At 70.4% G+C, this 18757-nt stretch carries 18 protein-coding genes; 9 read left to right on the top strand and 9 right to left on the bottom strand.

The window, feature by feature from the left end; all coding sequences use genetic code 11:
* Positions 1-101: 101 nt before the first annotated feature.
* The 4 genes from HUG10_RS19190 to HUG10_RS19175 are packed head-to-tail and all read left to right on the top strand — an operon-like array spanning position 102 to position 3467.
* Positions 102-926 (top strand): DUF4129 domain-containing protein, encoded by an 825-nt coding sequence (locus HUG10_RS19190; protein ID WP_179171306.1) that lies wholly within the window; start codon positions 102-104, stop codon positions 924-926.
* Positions 923-1519, top strand: a complete 597-nt coding sequence (locus HUG10_RS19185; protein ID WP_179171305.1) for a DUF7269 family protein — start codon at positions 923-925, stop codon at positions 1517-1519. The genes HUG10_RS19190 and HUG10_RS19185 overlap by 4 nt, the downstream gene beginning before the upstream one ends.
* Positions 1516-2778 carry a DUF58 domain-containing protein gene (locus HUG10_RS19180; protein WP_179171304.1) on the top strand — a complete coding sequence of 421 codons (1263 nt, stop codon included), beginning with the start codon at positions 1516-1518 and terminating at the stop codon, positions 2776-2778. Before HUG10_RS19185 ends, HUG10_RS19180 begins: the two co-directional genes overlap by 4 nt.
* Positions 2775-3467, top strand: coding sequence for a DUF7519 family protein (locus HUG10_RS19175; RefSeq protein ID WP_179171303.1), 693 nt, complete (start codon positions 2775-2777; stop codon positions 3465-3467). Before HUG10_RS19180 ends, HUG10_RS19175 begins: the two co-directional genes overlap by 4 nt.
* A gap of 34 nt (positions 3468-3501) precedes the next feature.
* On the opposite strand, the gene HUG10_RS19170 is transcribed toward HUG10_RS19175, so the two are convergent.
* The 3 genes from HUG10_RS19170 to HUG10_RS19160 form a co-directional block, all read right to left on the bottom strand.
* A complete protein-coding gene (locus HUG10_RS19170; protein WP_179171302.1) occupies positions 3502-3690 on the bottom strand; it encodes a hypothetical protein in 189 nt (62 codons plus the stop codon).
* Between the two features lie 129 nt (positions 3691-3819).
* Entirely contained in the window at positions 3820-4788 is a 969-nt protein-coding gene (locus tag HUG10_RS19165; RefSeq protein WP_179171301.1) for an AAA family ATPase, read from the bottom strand.
* A 70-nt stretch (positions 4789-4858) separates the two neighbouring features.
* Positions 4859-5500, bottom strand: a complete 642-nt coding sequence (locus HUG10_RS19160; protein ID WP_179171300.1) for a cupin domain-containing protein — start codon at positions 5498-5500, stop codon at positions 4859-4861.
* A gap of 410 nt (positions 5501-5910) precedes the next feature.
* Here HUG10_RS19160 and HUG10_RS19155 point away from each other — a divergent pair, with 410 nt between their 5' ends.
* Both HUG10_RS19155 and HUG10_RS19150 read left to right on the top strand, forming a co-directional pair.
* Positions 5911-6822, top strand: coding sequence for a glycosyltransferase family 2 protein (locus HUG10_RS19155; RefSeq protein ID WP_179171299.1), 912 nt, complete (start codon positions 5911-5913; stop codon positions 6820-6822).
* A 234-nt stretch (positions 6823-7056) separates the two neighbouring features.
* Positions 7057-7581, top strand: coding sequence for a DUF7344 domain-containing protein (locus tag HUG10_RS19150; RefSeq protein WP_179171298.1), 525 nt, complete (start codon positions 7057-7059; stop codon positions 7579-7581).
* 19 nt (positions 7582-7600) lie between these two features.
* On the opposite strand, the gene HUG10_RS19145 is transcribed toward HUG10_RS19150, so the two are convergent.
* The 3 genes from HUG10_RS19145 to HUG10_RS19135 form a co-directional block, all read right to left on the bottom strand.
* A complete protein-coding gene (locus HUG10_RS19145) occupies positions 7601-9292 on the bottom strand; it encodes an ArnT family glycosyltransferase (RefSeq protein WP_179171297.1) in 1692 nt (563 codons plus the stop codon).
* Between the two features lie 69 nt (positions 9293-9361).
* Complete coding sequence (locus tag HUG10_RS19140) at positions 9362-10813, bottom strand: arylsulfotransferase family protein (RefSeq protein ID WP_179171296.1); 1452 nt, start codon at positions 10811-10813, stop codon at positions 9362-9364.
* A gap of 222 nt (positions 10814-11035) precedes the next feature.
* On the bottom strand, positions 11036-11326 hold the full coding sequence (locus tag HUG10_RS19135; RefSeq protein WP_179171295.1) for a PadR family transcriptional regulator: 291 nt from the start codon (positions 11324-11326) through the stop codon (positions 11036-11038).
* A gap of 199 nt (positions 11327-11525) precedes the next feature.
* On the opposite strand from HUG10_RS19135, the gene HUG10_RS19130 reads away from it, so the two are divergent.
* From HUG10_RS19130 to HUG10_RS19120, 3 genes are all read left to right on the top strand, one after another.
* A complete protein-coding gene (locus tag HUG10_RS19130; RefSeq protein ID WP_179171294.1) occupies positions 11526-11693 on the top strand; it encodes a hypothetical protein in 168 nt (55 codons plus the stop codon).
* Positions 11694-11914: 221 nt separating this feature from the next.
* Positions 11915-13822 carry an ABC transporter substrate-binding protein gene (locus HUG10_RS19125; protein WP_179171293.1) on the top strand — a complete coding sequence of 636 codons (1908 nt, stop codon included), beginning with the start codon at positions 11915-11917 and terminating at the stop codon, positions 13820-13822.
* Positions 13823-13841: 19 nt separating this feature from the next.
* Positions 13842-14624, top strand: a complete 783-nt coding sequence (locus HUG10_RS19120) for a phosphatase PAP2 family protein (RefSeq protein WP_179171292.1) — start codon at positions 13842-13844, stop codon at positions 14622-14624.
* Positions 14625-14673: 49 nt separating this feature from the next.
* On the opposite strand, the gene HUG10_RS19115 is transcribed toward HUG10_RS19120, so the two are convergent.
* The 3 genes from HUG10_RS19115 to HUG10_RS19105 form a co-directional block, all read right to left on the bottom strand.
* Positions 14674-14964, bottom strand: coding sequence for a helix-turn-helix transcriptional regulator (locus HUG10_RS19115; protein WP_179171291.1), 291 nt, complete (start codon positions 14962-14964; stop codon positions 14674-14676).
* A 239-nt stretch (positions 14965-15203) separates the two neighbouring features.
* Complete coding sequence (locus HUG10_RS19110; RefSeq protein WP_246310330.1) at positions 15204-16670, bottom strand: helix-turn-helix transcriptional regulator; 1467 nt, start codon at positions 16668-16670, stop codon at positions 15204-15206.
* A 251-nt stretch (positions 16671-16921) separates the two neighbouring features.
* The gene (locus HUG10_RS19105; protein WP_179171290.1) at positions 16922-18430 is read right to left on the bottom strand and encodes an aldehyde dehydrogenase family protein; all 1509 of its coding nucleotides are present in this window, start codon (positions 18428-18430) and stop codon (positions 16922-16924) included.
* Between the last annotated feature and the right edge of the window lie 327 nt (positions 18431-18757).

Below are 18757 nucleotides of genomic sequence, written 5' to 3'. Positions count from 1 at the left end.
CGGCCACTTACGGTGGCCATAATAAAGGCCCTGCACGTCGAAGCGGTTCCCAGATTGGCAGATCAAGCGAGACGGCTACGGGTTCGAGGTGACGGAGCGGCGTGACCGGGGAACAGGTCCTGACAGCGGCGCTCGCACTCTGCTGCCTGTTCGCGCTGGGAACGTCGGCGGCGACGCTCGACGCCTCCGTCGACACGACGCCGGACGACGTCATCACCTTCGACCAGGCCTCGCTCCCGCTCCCCTCCGACGAGGTGGGCAGCCTGAAGGAGCAGATCCAGTCGGACCCCGAGGACCCGCAGTCCGAGGAACGGAGTTCGTCCTCCTCCAGCGACTCGTCCGACCGCGAGAGCGGCGGCTCGTCGGACGACAACTCGGCCGAGAGCGGCTCGTCGGACCAGTCAGGTGACCAGTCCGCATCCGTGCAGAACGGGGGCGAGGGCGCGACGGACGACGAGCCCGACCTCCTCGACCGCCTGCTCGCGCTCCTCCTGGCGCTGCTCGACCTGCTGGTGTCGCTCCTGCCGGTGTTCCTCGTGGTCGGCGCCGTGGCGGCGGCGGCCAGACATCCCCGCCGGCTCGAGGCGCTGCTCACGGCGGTGCTGGAGCGGTTCGGGCTGGCCCGAAACGGTGACGGCGGCGACGCGGGGACCCTGCTCGTCCCGTCGCCGACGAACGACGTCGAGCGCGCGTGGTACGAGATGGTGCAACGACTCGACCTGGACGACGAGCTGGCGGCGACGCCGGGAGAGGTCGCCGGCGCGGCGGTCGACGCCGGCGTCGACCGCGAGGTGGTCGAGGGGATCACCCGGCCGTTCGAGGAGGTCCGCTACGGCGGCGCGCCGGTGACCGAGGAACGGCGCGCCCGCGCCCAGGAGGCGCTCGAGCGGTTCCGCGCCCAGATCCGCGACGGGGGGAACCGATGAAGCGACGACGCGTCGTGCTGGGGGCCGCCGGCGTGGTCCTGCTGGGGCTCGCCCTGCTCGGTTCGGGCGACGGGCCGCTCGCCGACCTCGTCGACGCCGCCGTGACCGCGCTCGGCAACGACTACCTGTTCCTGGTGGCCATCGCCGCCGGCGGGCTGGTCGTGGCGTCCGCGATGGTCGTCTCCGGCCGGTCGGGGAACCTCCGACAGGCGCGGATGCCGGACCCCGAGCGGCCGGTCGCCGTGCCCACGCCCGGGGCGGGGTTCGACGACCGGATCGGGAGCGTCCGGTTCGGGCTCCCCGTCGTCGGGGATTCGACGCGCGAGTCCGTCCGCGAGCGGCTCCGCACGTCCGCCGTCGACGTGACGATGCGCTCGGAGGGCTGTAGCAGGGAGGAGGCCGAGCGCATGGTCGCCGACGGACGCTGGACCGACGACCCCGACGCGGCGGCGTTCCTGTCGGGGTCGAACCCGGCGTCGTTCCCGGAGCTCCTCGGGGCGGGCCTCCGCGGCGAGACCCCGTCCCAGCGACGGGCGCGACGGACCGCGGAGGAGATCGTGGCTCGCGCGCCCGGCGCGAGGGGGGACGGATGACCAAGTTCACCCGGACGAACCGCTGGCGGGGCGTCCTCGCGTTCACGCTGGCCGCCGGGGCGCTCGGGCTGATCGCGAACCGTGCGAGCCTGCTCGTCCTCGCGGGGGTCGGCGTCGTCTACGCGGCGTACCCGCGAGTGACGCCGACGCCGCGTGTCGAGCTCGACCTGGAGCGGCGGGTGAGCGACAGCGCGCCGCGCCAGGGTCAGCCCGTCGAGGTGACGGTCACGGTCCGGAACGTCGGCGACCGGCCCCTGGCGGACGTCCGCATCGTCGACGGCGTCCCGCCGGCGCTGGCCGTCACCGACGGCACGCCGCGTCACGGGACGGCGCTCCGCGCGGGCGAGGCCGCGACGTTCTCCTACGAGATGGAGGCCGCGGAGGGGCGACACCTGTTCGAGCCGACGACCGTCGTGGTGCGGGACGTCAGCGGCGCGCGCGAGGGCGAGACGACGGTCACGGACGAGACGGAGATCGAGTGCAGCGCGGAGGCGACGTCGCCGCCGCTGCGCTCGCAGACGGTCGACGCGTTCGGACAGATCCCGGCGAGCCACGGCGGGACCGGCATCGAGTTCTACAGCACGCGGGAGTACCAGCGCGGGGACTCGATGCGCCGCATCGACTGGAACCGCTACGCGAAGCGGGGCGAACTCACCACGGTCGAGTTCCGCGAGGAGCGGGCGGCCTCGGTCGTGGTGCTCGTGGACGCCAGGGCGTCCGCCTACCGGGGCGGGACCGACGAGCCGCACGCCGTCTCCTACGGCGTCGCGGCGGCCGAACAGTTGCTCGTCGCCTCCCTCGACGAGCGCAACCAGGTCGGCATCGCCGCGCTCGGCCGGACGGAGTGCTGGCTGGCGCCGGCGGCCGGCCGGGACCACCGCGTCCGGGCCCAGACGATGCTCGCGACCCACCCCGCGTTCTCCTCACAGCCGCCCGCGGCCGACGAGGAGCCGCCGGTGGACGCGCAGACGACGCGGCTCCGGGAGCGCCTCCCCTCCAACGCCCAGATCGTCTTCGTCTCGCCGCTGTGTGACGACGACGCCGTGGCGGTGGCCCGGGAGTTCGAGGCGGAGGGCCACTCCGTCAGCGTCGTCTCGCCCGAGGTGACCGAGGGGGGGACCACCGGGCGACGGCTGGCGGCCGTCGAACGGGAGAACCGGATCCGACGGCTCCGCCAGTCCGACATCCCGGTCACCGAGTGGGAGCCGTCGTCGCCGCTCGCCGCGGCGCTCGCGAACGCCGAGGTGGGTCGAGCGTGACCGTCGCCGACCCGGTCAAGCGACCGACCGCGCTGAGCGCGACGGCGTCGGTGCTGATCGCGGCCGTCGCCGTGTGGCTGCTCGCGCCGAACGAGACGGCGGAGCTGGCGCTGCTCGGCCAACTCGTCACGCTCGGTGTCCTCGTCGGCGGGCTCGTCCTGTTCCACCGTGACCGCCGCCTGCTCGGCGTCGCGGTCTCGGTCGTCGGAGTCGGGGCGTGGGTCGTCGCGCTCGCGTTCGCCGCGACGACGACTGCCGACCTCGGCCAGATGCTCGTCACCCTGCCGGGGATGGCGGGCCTCCTCGCGCTCGCGCTCGGGCTGGCGCCGCTCCGCGGCTCCGGCTCGCGGGGGCTCCTCAAGCTCGGCACGGCGGGCGTCACGCTGAGCGTCCTCGCCGCCGGGCTGTTCATGTCGGTGTCGCTCCGGACGCTCCTGATCTGCGGCGCGGCGACCATCGTCGCGTGGGACCTGGGCGAACACGCTGTCAACGTCGGCGAGCAGCTCGGCCGGCACGTCGAGACCCGACGGCTCGAGGCGGCCCACGGCGCCGGGAGCGTGCTCGTGGGCGGCGTCGCGGTCGGCGCGGGCACCGTCATCTCCGGCGTCGGGTCGTCCGGCCTCCCGCTGCCGGCGCTGGCGCTGCTCCTCGCGTCGGTCCTCCTGCTGGCCGGCGCGCTCCACGGGTAGCCCGGGGGTCACGCCGGCCGTCATCCGGCATCGCCTACGTACTCGTCGCCACCAGCAACCCGACGAGCACACAGAGCACTCCCAGCCCTCGAAAGAACGCCCGCCCGTTATCGCTCAACGAGCCCTCCTCGAGCATCCCGAGAAACCAGAACCGAAGCGTCGGTTCCGGCCAGAGGACCCCCGCGAGGCCGACGAGACAGAGCGAGATGCCGGCGACGTTCACTGCTGTAACAGCTATTCGGGAGAGCATGTACTTTCTGCCATCCGGGACGCACGCGTTCGTAGCAGAACATCGCGTTCGATTCCGACCGCCGAATCGCCTCGAGAGCGATCCTCTACGCTTCCTAGCCGATCACCGGGGGGCTTCGCGCTTGAGCGTCGGCACGTGGACCTGGTCGAGGAGGTCGTCGATCACCGTCGAGCGGTCGACGTCGTTCACCGTCGCGTCCGCGGTCAGCACCAGCCGGTGGTCGAGCACGGGGTGGGCGATGTCGGCCACGTCGTCCGGCGTCACGTACGCCCGGCCGCCGACCGCGGCCCAGGCCCGGGCGACCTCGAAGAGGCGCTGGCACCCGCGCGGGGAGACGCCCACGTCGACCCGGCCGTCCTCGCGCGTCGCGCGGACGAGGTCCACGACGTACTGCTTGACGTCGTCGTGGACGCGCACGTGTTCGGGCGCCTGGCGGATCCCCCGGACGTCCTCCGGGCCCAGTTGCTGGGACACGGTGGGCGCGGATGTCTCGCGCGCTGCGCGCCGGTTGATGAGTTCGAGTTCGCCCGCCTCGTCGGGGTAGCCGATGCTGCTCTTGACGAGGAAGCGGTCCTTCTGGGCCTCCGGGAGCGGGAAGGTCCCCTCCCCGCGTTCGACCGGGTTCTGGGTGGCGATGACGAAGAACGGGTCCGGCAGCGGGAACGTCTCGCCGTCGACGGTGACCTGCCCCTCCTCCATCGCCTCGAGCAGGGCGGCCTGGGTCTTCGGCGAGGCGCGGTTGATCTCGTCGGCGAGGACGACGTTGGCGAAGAGGGGACCCTCGCTGAAGTCGAACTCGCGGGAGCGCTCGTTGAACACGAACGTCCCGGTGACGTCGGCCGGCAGGAGGTCCGGGGTGAACTGGATGCGGTTGAACGACAGCCCGAGCACCGTCGCGAAGCTCCGGGCGGTGAGCGTCTTCCCGGTGCCGGGAACGTCCTCGAGCAGGACGTGGCCGTTCGCCATCACGCCGGTCAGGATCGTGCGGAGCACGTCCCGCTCGACGATGACGGCGCGCGAGAGCTCGTCGAGAACCGCTTCCCCATGCTGGTGGGCGACAGAGGCGTCCATACCGACCACTGCCCCTGCTTGCAGTTTATTATGGCACTGATAATGGAACCAGCTGGCGGGTAAGCCGTCGTTAGCCCTCGGTCGGCGTCGTCCCATCCCTCTCACCGTCGCCCCGGACCGGGGGGTCCTCGAACTCGTCGTCGCAGCCCCGGCAGGCGACGACCGGCCGGGCCTCCTCGCCGAGCGCGACGCGCATCTCGTCGTGGCCGCAGGCGGGACACGCTCGCGGAACGCGTTCGGCGTCGCAGTCCGGACAGACGAAGGACGGTCCCCCTTCGTCCGTCGCCAGGCGTACGTCGGCGCGGCCACAGTCGGGGCACTCCAGGGGGAGCCGCACGTCCCCGGCGTCCCGGGGTGCGCCCATCGCGAACGCCACGAGGTCGCCGTCGGCGTCGTTCCTGCCCGACTGGAACTCGCCCGGCGCGAACCTGATCGCCTCGCCAGCTGCGACGGTGACCTCGCGGCCCCGAACCGGTCGATTGCCGTCGCCTCGCGGAACGTACGCCTCGAACGTCGCTTCCCCCTCGACCACGACGAACACCTCCTCCTGATCTGGGTGGGCGTGGAGCCCGCCGGGGAACCCCTCGCCGGGGGCGAGCCGGTAGCGGTTGACGGCGAGGTCGGTCGTTCCCAGCGGGTCCGACAGGCCGTGACGATCGATACCGCTCCCGGGGTGCTCCGGTTCCACGTCCTCGACCGCAACGCGCTTCATGTCAACCGGATGCCCTCCAGCCGACTAATGTGTTGAGGGTCGAGGGGGGCTGCCCGTCGTCACTGGTGGTCCAGTTCCACCGTCGAGCCAGTGCACCGCTATCGCGACCTTTCATACAATCAGATATTATGATAGATACACTACGGCCACGACAACACTCTCACCGAGGACGACGTGGTCCACGTCTTGAAAAGGTGTTAAACCGGCAGCTTTCCCGGAAACGGCGATGGCCGAGCGACCGAAGGGTGTCCGACTATCCCTCAGAAAGAAGAGAAAATCCAGTTACAATAACGCGTTCTAATCAGGAATCGAGTATTATCCCCGTCCCTGTTCGGCGACCCTTCCGCCCGGGGGGTCGCCCCCTTAGCGGGCCGATAATAACGTGGCCCGGTCGCGTCCGGTCTAGAAAGATGCCCACCGTCAGCGTCATCATTCCGACGTACAACCGGGCGAAGCCGCTCCAGCGGACGCTCGATAGCGTGCTCGCACAGACACACGAGGACCTGGAGGCGATCGTCGTCGACGACGCGTCCAGCGACGAGACCGCCTCCGTCATGGAGTCCTACGACGACCCGCGGGTCACGTTCATCGAACACGAGACGAACAAGGGCGGGAGCGCGGCGCGGAACACCGGGATCGAGCACGCGACCGGGGAGTACATGGCGTTCCTCGACTCCGACGACGAGTGGCTCCCCCGCAAGCTCGAACGGCAGGTCGACCTGCTCGAACGCCGCTCCGACGAGTGGGTCGCCGCCTACTGCGGCGTCGAGATGGTCTCCGAGTCGGAGCCGGGGGCGATCCGAAAGCTCGCGACCCACCTGTTCTCCCGGCGCGCGGTGACCGAGGGGAAGGAGGGCGGCGAGGAACTCGTCCGCGAGGTGCTCTCGGACGACCTGCACACCAGCGCCGGGTCGACGCTCATCGTCCGCTCCGACGTGGTGGAGGCCATCGACGGCTTCGACGAGTCGTTCGCCCGCTTCCAGGACTCGGAGTTCCTCATCCGCGTCCTCCAGCAGGGCAAACTCGCCTACGTCAACGCGCCGCTCGTTCGGCGCCACGAGTCCGGGAACCCCTCGGCATCGGACCTCGAAGTGGCCGACCAGCACTACCTCCAGACGTTCTCCGAGACGGTGTCCGACCTCGAGGCGCAGGGCTACGACGTCATCGGCGCCCACCGGTACATGCTGGGGAAGGCCTTCATCGGCGAAGGGAACCTCGTCCGCGGGGCTCGATACCTCGTCCGTGGGCGGCGCCCCCGGCCGCGGCAGTACCCCGGACTCGCTGCCACCCTGTTCTCGGGCGTCCAGCGCAGGCTGGGCTGAAGCCCACGCGGCACCGCCGCGACCGTCGACCGCGACCGTCGTCGACCCCCGATGCGCGATATTTCGAGGACTCCAGGCGTGAGACGGCGGTGTTCGTCTGCTCGCCGGTTCCACCGAACTTATATATTTCAGCTGAACATATACGGTTCCAATGGCTGATAACGGGGTCGCGCACCGGGGCCGGATGCCGCCGGGCGGACCGGGTACAGCGCCGCCGGCCGGTGGTGCCGACGGATGAGCGAACTGGCCAGCGCCGAGGGGGAGATCGCGGACCGACGCACCCGGGTCGTCAGGCTCCTCGAGACGATGGAGACGCCGGTGACCGTCGACCGCATCGTCGACGAACTCGAGGCCGACCGCCGGGCCGGCCCCGGGACCCCCGCGTACCCCCGGTCGTGGGAGGACCTCCACGAGGCCCTCCACGACGAGGACCTCCCGGTGCTGGACAGCGCGGGCCTGCTCGTCTTCGACGCCGAGCGCGGCCTCGTCACGCGCCGGGGTGAGGGGGGCGCGCGGCAGTTCGCCCGCCGGGACCCCGCCCCGCCCCGCACGACGGGGGACGGCGGCCCCCCCAGCGTCGGGGCCGACCAGAATCAGTGGGCGGCGTACTACTTCGGGGTAGCGGTCCTCTCGATGCTGCTGCTCGGGGCGGAGGTCGCCGCGCTCGGACCGTTCGCCGGGCTCCCCGCGACCGTCGTCTCGGGCGCGGTGGTCTGCCTGTTCGCCCTGCTCGCGTCGCTCGACGTGGCGTGGAACTGACCCCCGAGCCGCGAATCCCTCAGACCGCGGTGGCGGAGCGTTCCCCGCCGCTGCTGCCCCCGTCGCCCCCGGTCGCGCTCCCGTCGTCGAGTCGGGAGTCGGCCGATTCGGGGTCGTCCTCGACGCGGAAGACGGCCACGCCCTCGTTCTCGTACACCAGCCGGTACCGGTCGGAGAAGGCCAGCGACTGGCGGAGCCGATCGGTCCCGTCGTGGGCGTTCCCCCGGACGGTGTAGTGGCCCTTCGGCACGTAGATGTACTCGGGTTCGAGGCTCGCCGACGCCAGCGCCGTCGTCACGCACTGCTCGCTCTCACAGGTCGAGAGCTGCTGGTACAGCGACAGCTGTGCGGCGTAGCGGGCGGGACTCGTCCACTCGACGCCCCACGGGCCGACGAGGATCGTCCGGTCGGTGAACGCGGGGAACCACTCGGCCGCGTCGCCGAGGACGACGAACTCGGCGTTCGCGTTCGTGTGCTGGTCGACCCACGTCATCGCGGTCCGGTCGGACTGGTCGATGAACTGGGGCTGGCCCGGACTCCCGGCGTGGGCCATCGACAGCGCGCCCGCGCCGTACAGCGCGCCGATGGCGACCCCGCTGACGACGACGGCAGCGAGCACGACGCGCGAGCCCCAGCGCCAGCTCTCGGCCGGGAGTCGCCGGTGTACCACCCCGCGAACCACGGCACACAGCAGCACCGCGGCCATCATCGACCCGGCGACGAACTGGAAGCGCTCCTTCCCGATCACCATCGCCGACGTGACCAGCCACGTCGGGAGCAGGAGCCGGCGCGTCCCGAGGAAGTAGAACATCCCGGCGTACGCGCTGACGAAGAACACCGGGATCGGCGGGCTCGAGACCAGCGTATACACGAACGCGGCGGCGAACCGCTGTGCGCCGCCGAGCAGCCCAGAGTGGGTCCCCGCAGCCGACGCGAACACGTCCGTCCCGTGCATGGCGATCACCTGCGTCCACCACGGCGCGGCGAGCGCGACCCCCCCGCCCGCGACGACGGCGCCGAGGACGAGCCCCCTGAGCGTCCGGTCGAACGCGGCGTAGAGGAGCAGGTAGCTCAGCCCAAAGAACACCGTGTACACCGGGTGCGTGAGCACCGTGAGGCCGAACAGGACCGCCCCCGGCACGGTCAGCCTCGCCGACCCCGACCTGAACAGGCGGATACCGACGTAGATGCCGGTGAGCGAGAACAGGAACGCCGGCGCCCGGACCAGCCCGCCGGCCGAGAGGTGCCACTGGAGGGCCGGCGGCGTAACCGCCAGCAGCGTCGTGGCGACCGTCGCCTCGAGTTTCGAGCTCAGGAGCTCCCGCGAGATGAAGTAGTACGGCACCAGGTAGAGCGTGGTGCAGACGACCGGGAGGTAGCGCGTGAGCGCGACCGGGTCGACCCCCGCACCGTTCATCAGCAGCGCGCTGACGTAGAACATCAGCGGCGGGTACGCGAGGGGGACGCCGTCCGCCGTGTAGTGGGACACGTGGGACGGGAGGCGGTAGCCGTTCGTCGCGATGCGCTCGGCTATCTCCAGGAACAGCCCGGCGCCGTAGGCGGGGTACGGGTGGGTGATGAGGTAGACGGCCCCGACGAGCGTCCCGACGGAGAGCGCGACCCCCAGCCACGGCAGTTCCTCGAGGGAAAGCGACGGCCGGTCGCTGAGGTTCTGTAGCCCCCTCGACCCGGTGTCCTCGATGCTACGCACGGAGTACCACCCCGGACAGGGACGGCGGGAGGGGGTCGCCGGCGAGACCGATCGCGGGCGATCCCCCCGTCATCGTCGCCACTCCAGGTCCACGGGGGACCGAACGGTCGCGCCGAGCGGCGACCAGCGGAGTTCCGCGACGAGCCAGCCGAGACCCGCCACGACCAGTACCACGAGCGCGAGGAGCTCACCCAGGCCCATCCAGACCGGGGTGACGTACATTACGGCGTTGACCGTCGGGCCGGAGAGGAGCCCCGCGAGGAAGCCGGCGTCGTCGGTGTTGTCGGCGCCGCCGGACGACTCGCCCGCCTCGGCGCCGGACTCACTCTCCCCGCCGGACTCGCCGGCGCCTCCGGACGCCCCGGACGCGGTCCCGTTCCCGTCCGCCTCGCGGGCGGGCCCGCCCGCGCTCTCGTCACCGGTCCCCAGCCGCTCGGACTCGTACGGGAAGGCGACCGGGAGCGTCCAGACGACCTCGCCGTTCCCGTCGACCTCGATCACCCGGTTGCCGTTCGAGTCGGTGATCAGGGTGTGCCCGTTCGGGAGGCGGTCGGCGTCGCGGGGCCACTGGAGCTCCCCGTCGCTCCACGTCCACGTCCGCTCCCACGCGCCGTCCCCCGCCTCGTTCTCGTTGCGGTACTCCACGACGCGGTTGTTCTCCGAGTCGGCGACCAGCACCGACGGGCCCCCGCGCTCGGCCGGGATGTAGTCCGGGTTGTGCTGTTCGTAGACGACGTCGTGGTCGTCGTCGGACCCGAGCGTCCGGTTCCCGAGCAGCCCCTCCTCGCGGTCGAGGAAGACGACCTGGTCGTGGTTCCGGAGGCTCACCATGATCCGACCGTCCTCGAGCACCTCGACGTCGTTGAGGTGCGTCCAGTCCTCGGGGTACGGCCCGCCGCTGTCGGCGACGGGGAACTTGTTCTGCGCGTTCCAAGACCACTCCAGATTGTTCGTCGTCGTGTTCACGACGAACACGCGATCGCGTTCGATGTCGGCCACGGCGATCGTGGACCCGTCGATCCGGTCGGCGTCGTGCCACCGGGTCGAGTGCTTGCCCGGCGTGACCCGGCTGAACACCTCCGTCACCTCCCCAGTCGTGAGGTTGACGCGCTCGATGCCGTTGCGCGTACAGACCTCCTCGCCGCCGCAGTCCTCGGGTTCGAGGTGGTCGGCGTAGACGTACTCGACGGTGGCGTCCGTCCCCTCGACCGGGTCGACGTCCCAGTAGCGCGTGTGGCTATCGTTGTAGTAGATCCGCTCGCCGTCCGGCCCCACGGCGACGAGTTCGGCGTTCGCTCGCGGGCCGTCGCTCTCCCTCCCCAGCCACGTGTTCGAGTCCGTCGCGACGACCGTGATGCCGTCGCGCGGGGGTGCGACCGTCTCCCCGTCGCCGGTGATGCTCCCCCCGGCGGACGCGGTCGCGTCACCGCCGTCGCCGGACAGCGCGCCGGCCGAGAGGACGGCGCCCGAGAGAACGACGACGACGACGAACACGAGGCGGTACCCGCTTCGGCGCTCCATACACGCACGCGGCGGCCCGAGGGCTTTATTATAAAGAATGTAAGCCGAAATCGGCGCGCGCGACCGCGGTTACGCACGGGATACGGCCGCCCGGCTCGGGACCGCTTCCCCCCCAGGGTCGGTCCGTCGCGGGCGTCGTCCACGTTCGGTTCCGCGGTCGGAGCGGCCGAACCGACGGTCACGAACCGGACCGCCGCTCCACCAGCCTCCCCCGCGTCGGACCTACGTCCCGACGAGCCCGTCCGGAACGGACCGTTCCTCCCACTGGCGCCGGCGCCGGAGCACGCGAAGCCCCTCCCGCGTGATCTGGTACGTGTTGGCCCGGTCGTCCAGTTTTCCCTTCCTGATGAGTCCCCGGTCGACGAGTTCGCCCAGGTTGGGGTAGAGGCGACCGTTGCTGATCTCCTCCTCGTAGTCCTCCTGGAGGCTGCGCTTCAGCTTCAGCCCGTGAGGTTCCTCGAAGCCCGATATCGTGAACAGCAGGTCGCGTTGGAATGCGGTGAGATCGAACATGCGGTGTCACGCGCGCTGGTGGCGCGAGGACACGTCGTCGCCCGGTCCGGATACTTATATCCCATCTAAGGGGTTCCGCTCGCCCGTGCAACCGTCCGCGAACGTCCGGGCCGGCCCGGACCCGTCGGGAGCGGGTCGGAGCGGCGGCGCTTATCGTGTCGATAGCAAAGCTACTGCGGGACGAACAGTTCGCTCGACCATGGCCGCTGTCAACCCGGAGTGTCCGAGTTGCGAGACCGCGTTCGGCCCGGTTCCGGACGTCGACCCGCAGGACGCCGCGCCGCCCGCCGGGGAGGCCCCGCTGCTCGGAAGCGACGTGACCTGCGACCGGTGCGGCGCCGAGTTCGGGATATACTTCTACCCGTGAACCCGCCCCGCGTCCGATACGACCCACGACGGGCGACACGCGACGGGTGACACGGCGTCCCGCGCGCGACACTGGCGCGTACCTGACGGACCCGCGACTGGAACGGGAGGGAGGGCGCGCTCGCGGCGGGGTTCGGAGCGGCCTCGACGGCCGATTCGGCAACTTAACAATCGCGTAATAACGTCTTCCGACCTCGTCCACGTGGACGACCCTCCCCTCACATGGTATCCAGCGACCACTCGACTCCGCCCTCCGCCGCCGACGACGCGAGCGACTCCGGTCCTCCCACCGACGGCGACGGGAGCGGTTCCGGCCCCTCCGTGCGACGACGCGCGGTCCTCGCGGGGGCGGCGTCCCTCGTCGGAAGCGGGTGCATCCAGCGATCGCGGGCACTCGTGGGCCGGGATAGCCCCGAACAGCTGTCGCTCTCGATCAAGACCGTCCCCGCGGACGCCGACACGCGCGCGACGACCGTGGCCCGCACGCTCGCCGACCGGCTCACGACCGTCGGCGTCGACGCGCAGGTGGTGCTGGCGAGCCGGGAGGAGCTGTACCGCGACGTCCTCCTGAACCAGAAGTTCGACCTGTACGTCGCACGGTTCCCCCACGCGCACGACCCCGACTTCCTCCGGCCGCTGCTCCACTCCCGGTTCAACGGCGAACCGGGGTGGGGGAACCCGTTCGGCTACGCCAGCCTGGAACTCGACGAACTGCTCGACGCCCAGCGCGGTCAGTCGGGCACGGCGCGCCAGCGGACCCTGCGTGAGATCGAGCGCGTCGTCGTTCGCGACCAGCCGTTCTCGGTCCTCGCGTTCCCCGAGGAGATCAGGACCGCACACACCGACCGGGTCACGGGCTGGGCGTCCGACGGAGCGTCGACGTCGCTGCACTACCTCGAAGCCGGTCGACCCCAGACGAGCCGGACGAACGCGGAACTCGACGCCGTCACCGGGCGGCCGGCTGGCGATCGGTCGGAGGAGTCGCGGCTCCGGGTGACCCTCGGGGACTCGCGGCCGACCGAGAACCTGAACCCGCTCGCCGTGGAGTACCGGACCGGAACCGCCGTCACGGGGCTGATCTACGACTCGCTGGGTCGGTGGATCGACGGGTCCGTCGGCCCGTGGCTCGCGTCCGACTGGGAGTGGGGGGGCGGCGCGGACGGCGATGGACTGACGGCGGTCGTGACGCTCCGCGAGGACCTCACGTGGCACGACGGCGAACCGCTCACCGCCGCCGACGTCGCATTCACCTACCGGTTCCTCGCCGACACCTCCCTCGGCGCCCTCGAGAACGCCGTTCCGGCCCCGAACTACCGCCGGGAGGCGTCGCTCGTGGAGTCGGTGTCGGTTCGGGGGGACGACCGGGTCGAGCTCGAGTTCGGGCCGACGAGCCGTCGGGTCGCCGCCGCGGCGTTCGCGGCCCCCATCCTCCCCGAACTCGAGTGGGCAGATCGGAACGAACCGGCGAGCATCGCGGGGCTCGCGGCGGCGGACTCGATCACCGAGGCGCTCGTCTGGGACAACCCGACCCCCGTCGGGAGCGGGCCGCTGCGGTTCGACCGGTCGAAGGAGAAGGAGTCGCTCGTCCTGACGCGGTTCGACGACCACTTCCTCGCGCGGGAGTCGATCGAGGGCCCCCCGGCGCGGTACGCCGGCGGGTTCGCGTTCGACGCGCTCGAGTTCTCCGTCGTGCCGTCGGGGGCCGCGGCGGTCGAACTCGTCGCGGGGGGCTCGGCCGATGCGACGGCCTCGCCGGTCCCGCCGGAGACCGTCCCCGACATCGGGGGCGCGCCGGACCTCGCGCTCCGGGTCACCCATCCGAACGCGTTCTACCACGTCGGGTTCAACGTCAGGGAGGCGCCGAACAGCAACACCCGCTTCCGCCGGGCCGTCGCCGCCCTCCTCGACAGGGAGTCCCTCGTCGAGGAGTTCTTCGGCGGCTTCGCGGAGCCGGCGGTCAGCCCCCTCGGCCGCGACGGGCCGCTCTCCCCCGACCTCGGCGGCGGGGCGAGCGACATCGTGGTCCCGTTCGCAGGGGAGAACGGACACCTGGACGTGGACAAGGCCCGCGAGAACTTCCGGGAGGCCGGCTACCGGTACTCGTCGGACGGCAGGCTCCTGACACGGTGATGGGGGGGAGTTCGTAGCCGTGTCCCTGCTCCTCGTCACCGCCGTCGTGGTCGGTGGAGCGGCGCTCGCGACGGCCGTCACCGCGGTCGCGCTGCTCGGTCGCGACGGCCTCGCGGGGGTCGTGGACAACCTGCGGTCGCGCCCACGGGAGGTGCTCCAGTGGATCGGGCTCCTCTTCGCGGTCCTCGGCGTCAACAAGGCGCTTCGAACCGTCTCGCCGGAGGTGTCGGAGGTCATCGGGTGGAACATCACGGGCGCGATCCACGGTATCGAGGGGTCGTTCGTCGCGGACCTGCAGTCGCTCGCGACGCCGTGGCTCACGGCGTACCTGGCGACGGTATACCTCTGCGGCTACGTCTTCCTGCTCTCGTTCCCCTTCGTCGCGTACGCGTCCATCGAGGACCTCCGCCCGCTGAAGCGGGCCTCGATCGGCGTCGCGCTCAACTACGTAATCGGCCTCCTGCTGTACACGCTGTTCGTCTCCTACGGCCCGCGGAACATGCTCCCCACCGAGGTCGAGCCGCTGCTGTACGCGACCTACCCGCAGACCCAGATCCTCACGAGTCAGGTCAACACGAACACGAACGTCTTCCCGTCGCTGCACACGTCGCTCTCGGTCACGATCGCCCTGTTCGCGTGGGAGACGCGCGAGCGGTTCCCCCGGTGGCCCCTCGTCGCGATCCCGATCGCGGCGAGCGTCGTGTTCTCGACCATGTACCTCGGCATCCACTGGGCGACCGACGTGGTGGCCGGGTGTCTGCTCGGCGCGTTCTGCGTATGGTTCGCCACTCGTCTGCGGTGAAAAACGTCGGCCAGCGGACCTCCCGTCGTTGCGGATCGTTGCGCGGTCGCTACTTCACGACCAGGCTCGGGTCCGCCTGCCGACGTTGCCACTCGAACCGGCCCCGGATCACCTCCTCCCCCCGCGAGGAGAGGCGGTACTCGTTCGTCCGCCCGTCGCGCTCGCTCTTCAGTACGTACCCCCCCTCGACGAGCGTCTCGAGGTTGCTGTAGATCCGTCCCGACAGGACGGACTGGTCGAGCGTGCGCTGCAGTTCGCGCTTCAGCTGCTGGCCGTTCGAGGTGCCGATCCCGCTGAGGACGAACAGGAGGTCGCGCTGGAATCCCGTCAACTCGTGCATGTGGTCGGTACAGAGAGGAGCGGGGTCATATGTACTCGAGATTGTTCGGTCGAATTGCACCCAATGGACGTGTTTGAAAGGGTTTGCAACTGTTTACCGAAGGTTTACTTACCATCTGATTGCAGGATGGGGCCGTACGGTCGCCTGGGGGACCGTCGTGAACGCCGCTAGAACCGCGTCGGTGTCGGCCCGCTCGCCGGGCGCGGACCGATCCCTTCCCCCGCCGCGACGACGGGCGACTACCGTTCCTGGTCGAAGGGGCTGTTCTGGTGTTCGCCGCCGAGTTTGATGACGTTCTCGCGGCCGATCGTGATCTTCGTGATCTTGTCGTCCTCCTCCATGCTCGAGAGCAGGCGGCTCACCTTCGAGGCGGACCAGCCGGTCTCGTCGGAGAGCTCCTTCTGGGGCATGGGGCCGCCGTACTCGCGCAGGAGCTTCATCACGCGATCCTCGTCGGTCAGCACCTCGGTGTCCGAGTACCCGTCGTTCCCCGGGTTCGTCGGCGCCCGGCCGGCGCTCCCGTTCGCCCGGTTCCGCCTGTCCGCGCCGCCCGATCCGAGGGAGAACGGGAGCCGGTCGAGCGCCTCCTCGCGGTCTATTCGGGTGAGCGCGTAGCCGGCCCCGACGAGCGCGAGCAGGACCACGAATCCGAGCACGAGCACGTCGGCCGACGAGGTCGGGGAGGTGCCGATCCGCCGTTCCGTGCCGTCCCCGAGCCCGTCGCCGTCGGTGTCCGCGCTGTCCGGGTCGGTGCCGTACCGGTTGACCTCCTCGCCGTCGTTCAGCCCGTCGCCGTCCGTGTCCGGCTCGAGCGGGTCGGTGTCGTGCTCGTTGATCTCCTCGCCGTCGTTCAGCCCGTCACCGTCGGAATCGGGGTTGTTCGGGTCGGTGTCGTGCTGGTTGACCTCCTCGCCGTCGTTCAGCCCGTCACCGTCCGTGTCCGGGTTGAGGGGGTCGGTGTCGTGCTGGTTGACCTCCTCGCCGTCGAGGAGGCTGTCGCCGTCCGAGTCCGGGACGGTGACGTTCGTCCCGCCGTTTATCTCGGTGTTGTCCCGGAGCCCGTCGCTGTCGGTGTCCGGGTCGGTCGGGTTCGTCCCGTAGGTGTTCACCTCGGGACCGTCCTCGACCCCGTCCTTGTCCGTGTCGGCCGAGTGGATGTCCGTCCCGGCCTCGACCTCCTCCTCGTTCGTCAGGCCGTCGCTGTCGAGGTCGTCCGTCCGGTTGAGGACGTGGACGGGGAGCGTCGTCTCGTCGGTCACGTTGCTCGAGTTGACGACGCTCCTGATGGTGACCGTGACCGTCTGTTCGCCGGTGAGGTCCTCGGGCCAGCTGTCGACGGTGACGTTGTTCTGCCCGGCCGAACGGATGGGCTCGCAGGCGAGTTCCTGCGAGGAGCCGCTCGGCTCCGGCCTCGAGAAGACGCACAGCTCGCGGCCGGTGATCTTCCCGTCGTCGCCGACCTGGACCGTAAGGGTCTGTGGTTCGCCCAGCCAGAGGAACGTCGTGTTCCCCTGTACGTCGGCCAGCCCGCTGCCCTCCTGGAACGACACGTTCCCGATCGTCGGACCCTGCGTGGTCCGTTCGACACCCGCGGCCGCGGCGGCCGGGGCCGTCACGAGCGAGAGGAAAAGGAGCAAGAGAACGACGTACGTGGCGCTCCGCCCCAACCAGTCGCCGCCCCTCCGCTTCCTGGAACCGTCGGTCACGTCTACCTGAGACCCATTCTGTGGTTACACATATAGCATTCGCTTACTTCGCTCCGGCCCGGGAACATACCGTGTTTTCTCGGCCAGCTAATGTTTGTACGGTGTAAAAGGGATAACGGACTTATACGTTCCGTTACCGCGACGGCCGTGCTCCCGTGAGCGGTTCGAGTCCACCTTCCCGGGAGGGCCCCCGCGTAAAAGGGTCGGTCCGTGCCGCCCGTCGGCCGGCGAGGACGCGATCGACGCTGTCGTCAGTGGTAGTCGCGGGGCTCGTGCTGGACGGAGATCCACCGGGTGGTCGTGAACTCGTCCGCGATCCACCGATCGTTGTACCGCCCCATTCCCGACGCTTTCACGCCGCCGAACGGCGCCTGCGGGTCGTCGTTGAGCGGCTGGTCGTTGATGTGGACCATCCCGGTCTCCATCCGGTCGGCGATCGACCGTGCCCGTCCGACGTCCCGGCAGTGGACGGACCCGGACAGTCCGAACTCCGTGTCGTTGGCGAGTTCCACGGCCTCCTCGTCGCTCGAGAAGGGGATGACGGGCGCGATGGGGCCGAAGTGCTCGTTGCACGCCGTCGGCATCCCGTTGGTGGCGTTCGAGAGCACCGTCGGCTCCACGTACGGGTCGTCGTAGTCGCCGCCCGCCTCGACCTCGGCGCCCATCTCGATGGAGTCCTCGAGGAAGCTGATCATCCGCTCGAACTGCGACTCGTTGACGATCGGCCCGACGACCGACTCCTCGTCGAGGGGGTCGCCGACCGGCAGGCTCTCCGCGGCCGCGGCGAGTCCCGCGACGTACTCGTCGTAGACGTCCTCGTGGACGAGGTGGCGGTTGATGGAGATGCACACCTGGCCCTGGTGGGTGAACGACCCGAACGCGCCCGCCTCGATCGCACGGTCGAGGTCGACGTCGTCGGTGACCACGTGTGCGTTGTTCCCGCCAAGTTCCAGCGCGGGGAGGTGGAGGTTCTCGGCCGCGTTCCTCGCCACGCGGCGACCCACCTCGGTCGACCCGGTGAACGAGATGACCGACGGCGTCTCGTGGCCGGAGAGGTGGTCGCCGACGTCGGAGCCGTACCCGGTGACGACGTTGAGGAGGCCGTCGGGAAGCCCCGCCAGCTCGAACAGCCGGGCGAGCAGGAGGCCGCCGGTGACGGGGGTGTGCTCGTCGGGCTTCAGGACGACGGCGTTGCCGAGCGCGAGCGCCGGCGCGACCGCCCGCATCGAGAGGACGAGCGGGAAGTTCCACGGCGTGATCACCCCGACGACCCCGACCGGCTCCTCGACGACGATGTTCTCCTTCCCCGGGACGATGGAGTCGGACTGCTCCCCCCGGTTGCGGAGCGACATCCCGGCGGCGTGTGCGGCCACCCCGCCGGCCGCGCCGGCCTCGAACTCGGCTTTCGCCCGAACCCCGCCGCCCTCGATCGCGGTCAGGTGGGCGACGTCCCCGGCGTGTTCCTCCAGGAGGGACGCGACCCGCGAGACGATCCGCGAGCGCGCCTGCGGGGGCGTGTTCGCCCACTCCTGCTGGGCCCGCTCCGCGACTGCGAACGCCTCGTCCAGGTCGTCCGTCGTCCCGCGGGGAACCTCGCCCACCGGACTCCGGGTCGCCGGCGCGTTCACCGTGATCGTGTCCCGCCCGGCCGCCGACCGCCACTCGCCGTCGACGAACTGTGCGTTCCAGCCGCCCTCCGGGGCGACCTCGACGTCGTCGATGTCGCCGTACGTCCGTTCAGCCTCGTCAGTAGCTCCCATACTAGCTGATACCACACCTGACGTTCTCTTAACTTCTTTGTCGTTTCGGGGCCACTGGTCGATCCGACCCGTGACAGTGCGTACGACGCCCGTCGACTTCCCCGCCGGGGACGATTCGGGGAGACGGCGACGTTTCGGGCGCGTTGTCCGATAGTTAACAGGAATACACTACAACGCTCGCGGGCCGATCCCGTCGATGGCCAGTTCGAGGTGTGCGGGCCCTCACCCGGATATGCAGGCCGAACGGTTTTGCCCATACTACGGTACGTTCGAACCATGCGGGCAAGTACGGACGGTATTCTGACAGAAGAGCGGAAGGAAACGTTG

This window comes from Halorarum halophilum (assembly GCF_013401515.1).
Classification (GTDB): domain Archaea; phylum Halobacteriota; class Halobacteria; order Halobacteriales; family Haloferacaceae; genus Halorarum; species Halorarum halophilum.
Note: the sequence above shows the minus strand (reverse complement) of the source record. Positions and strands in the feature narration are given on the sequence as shown.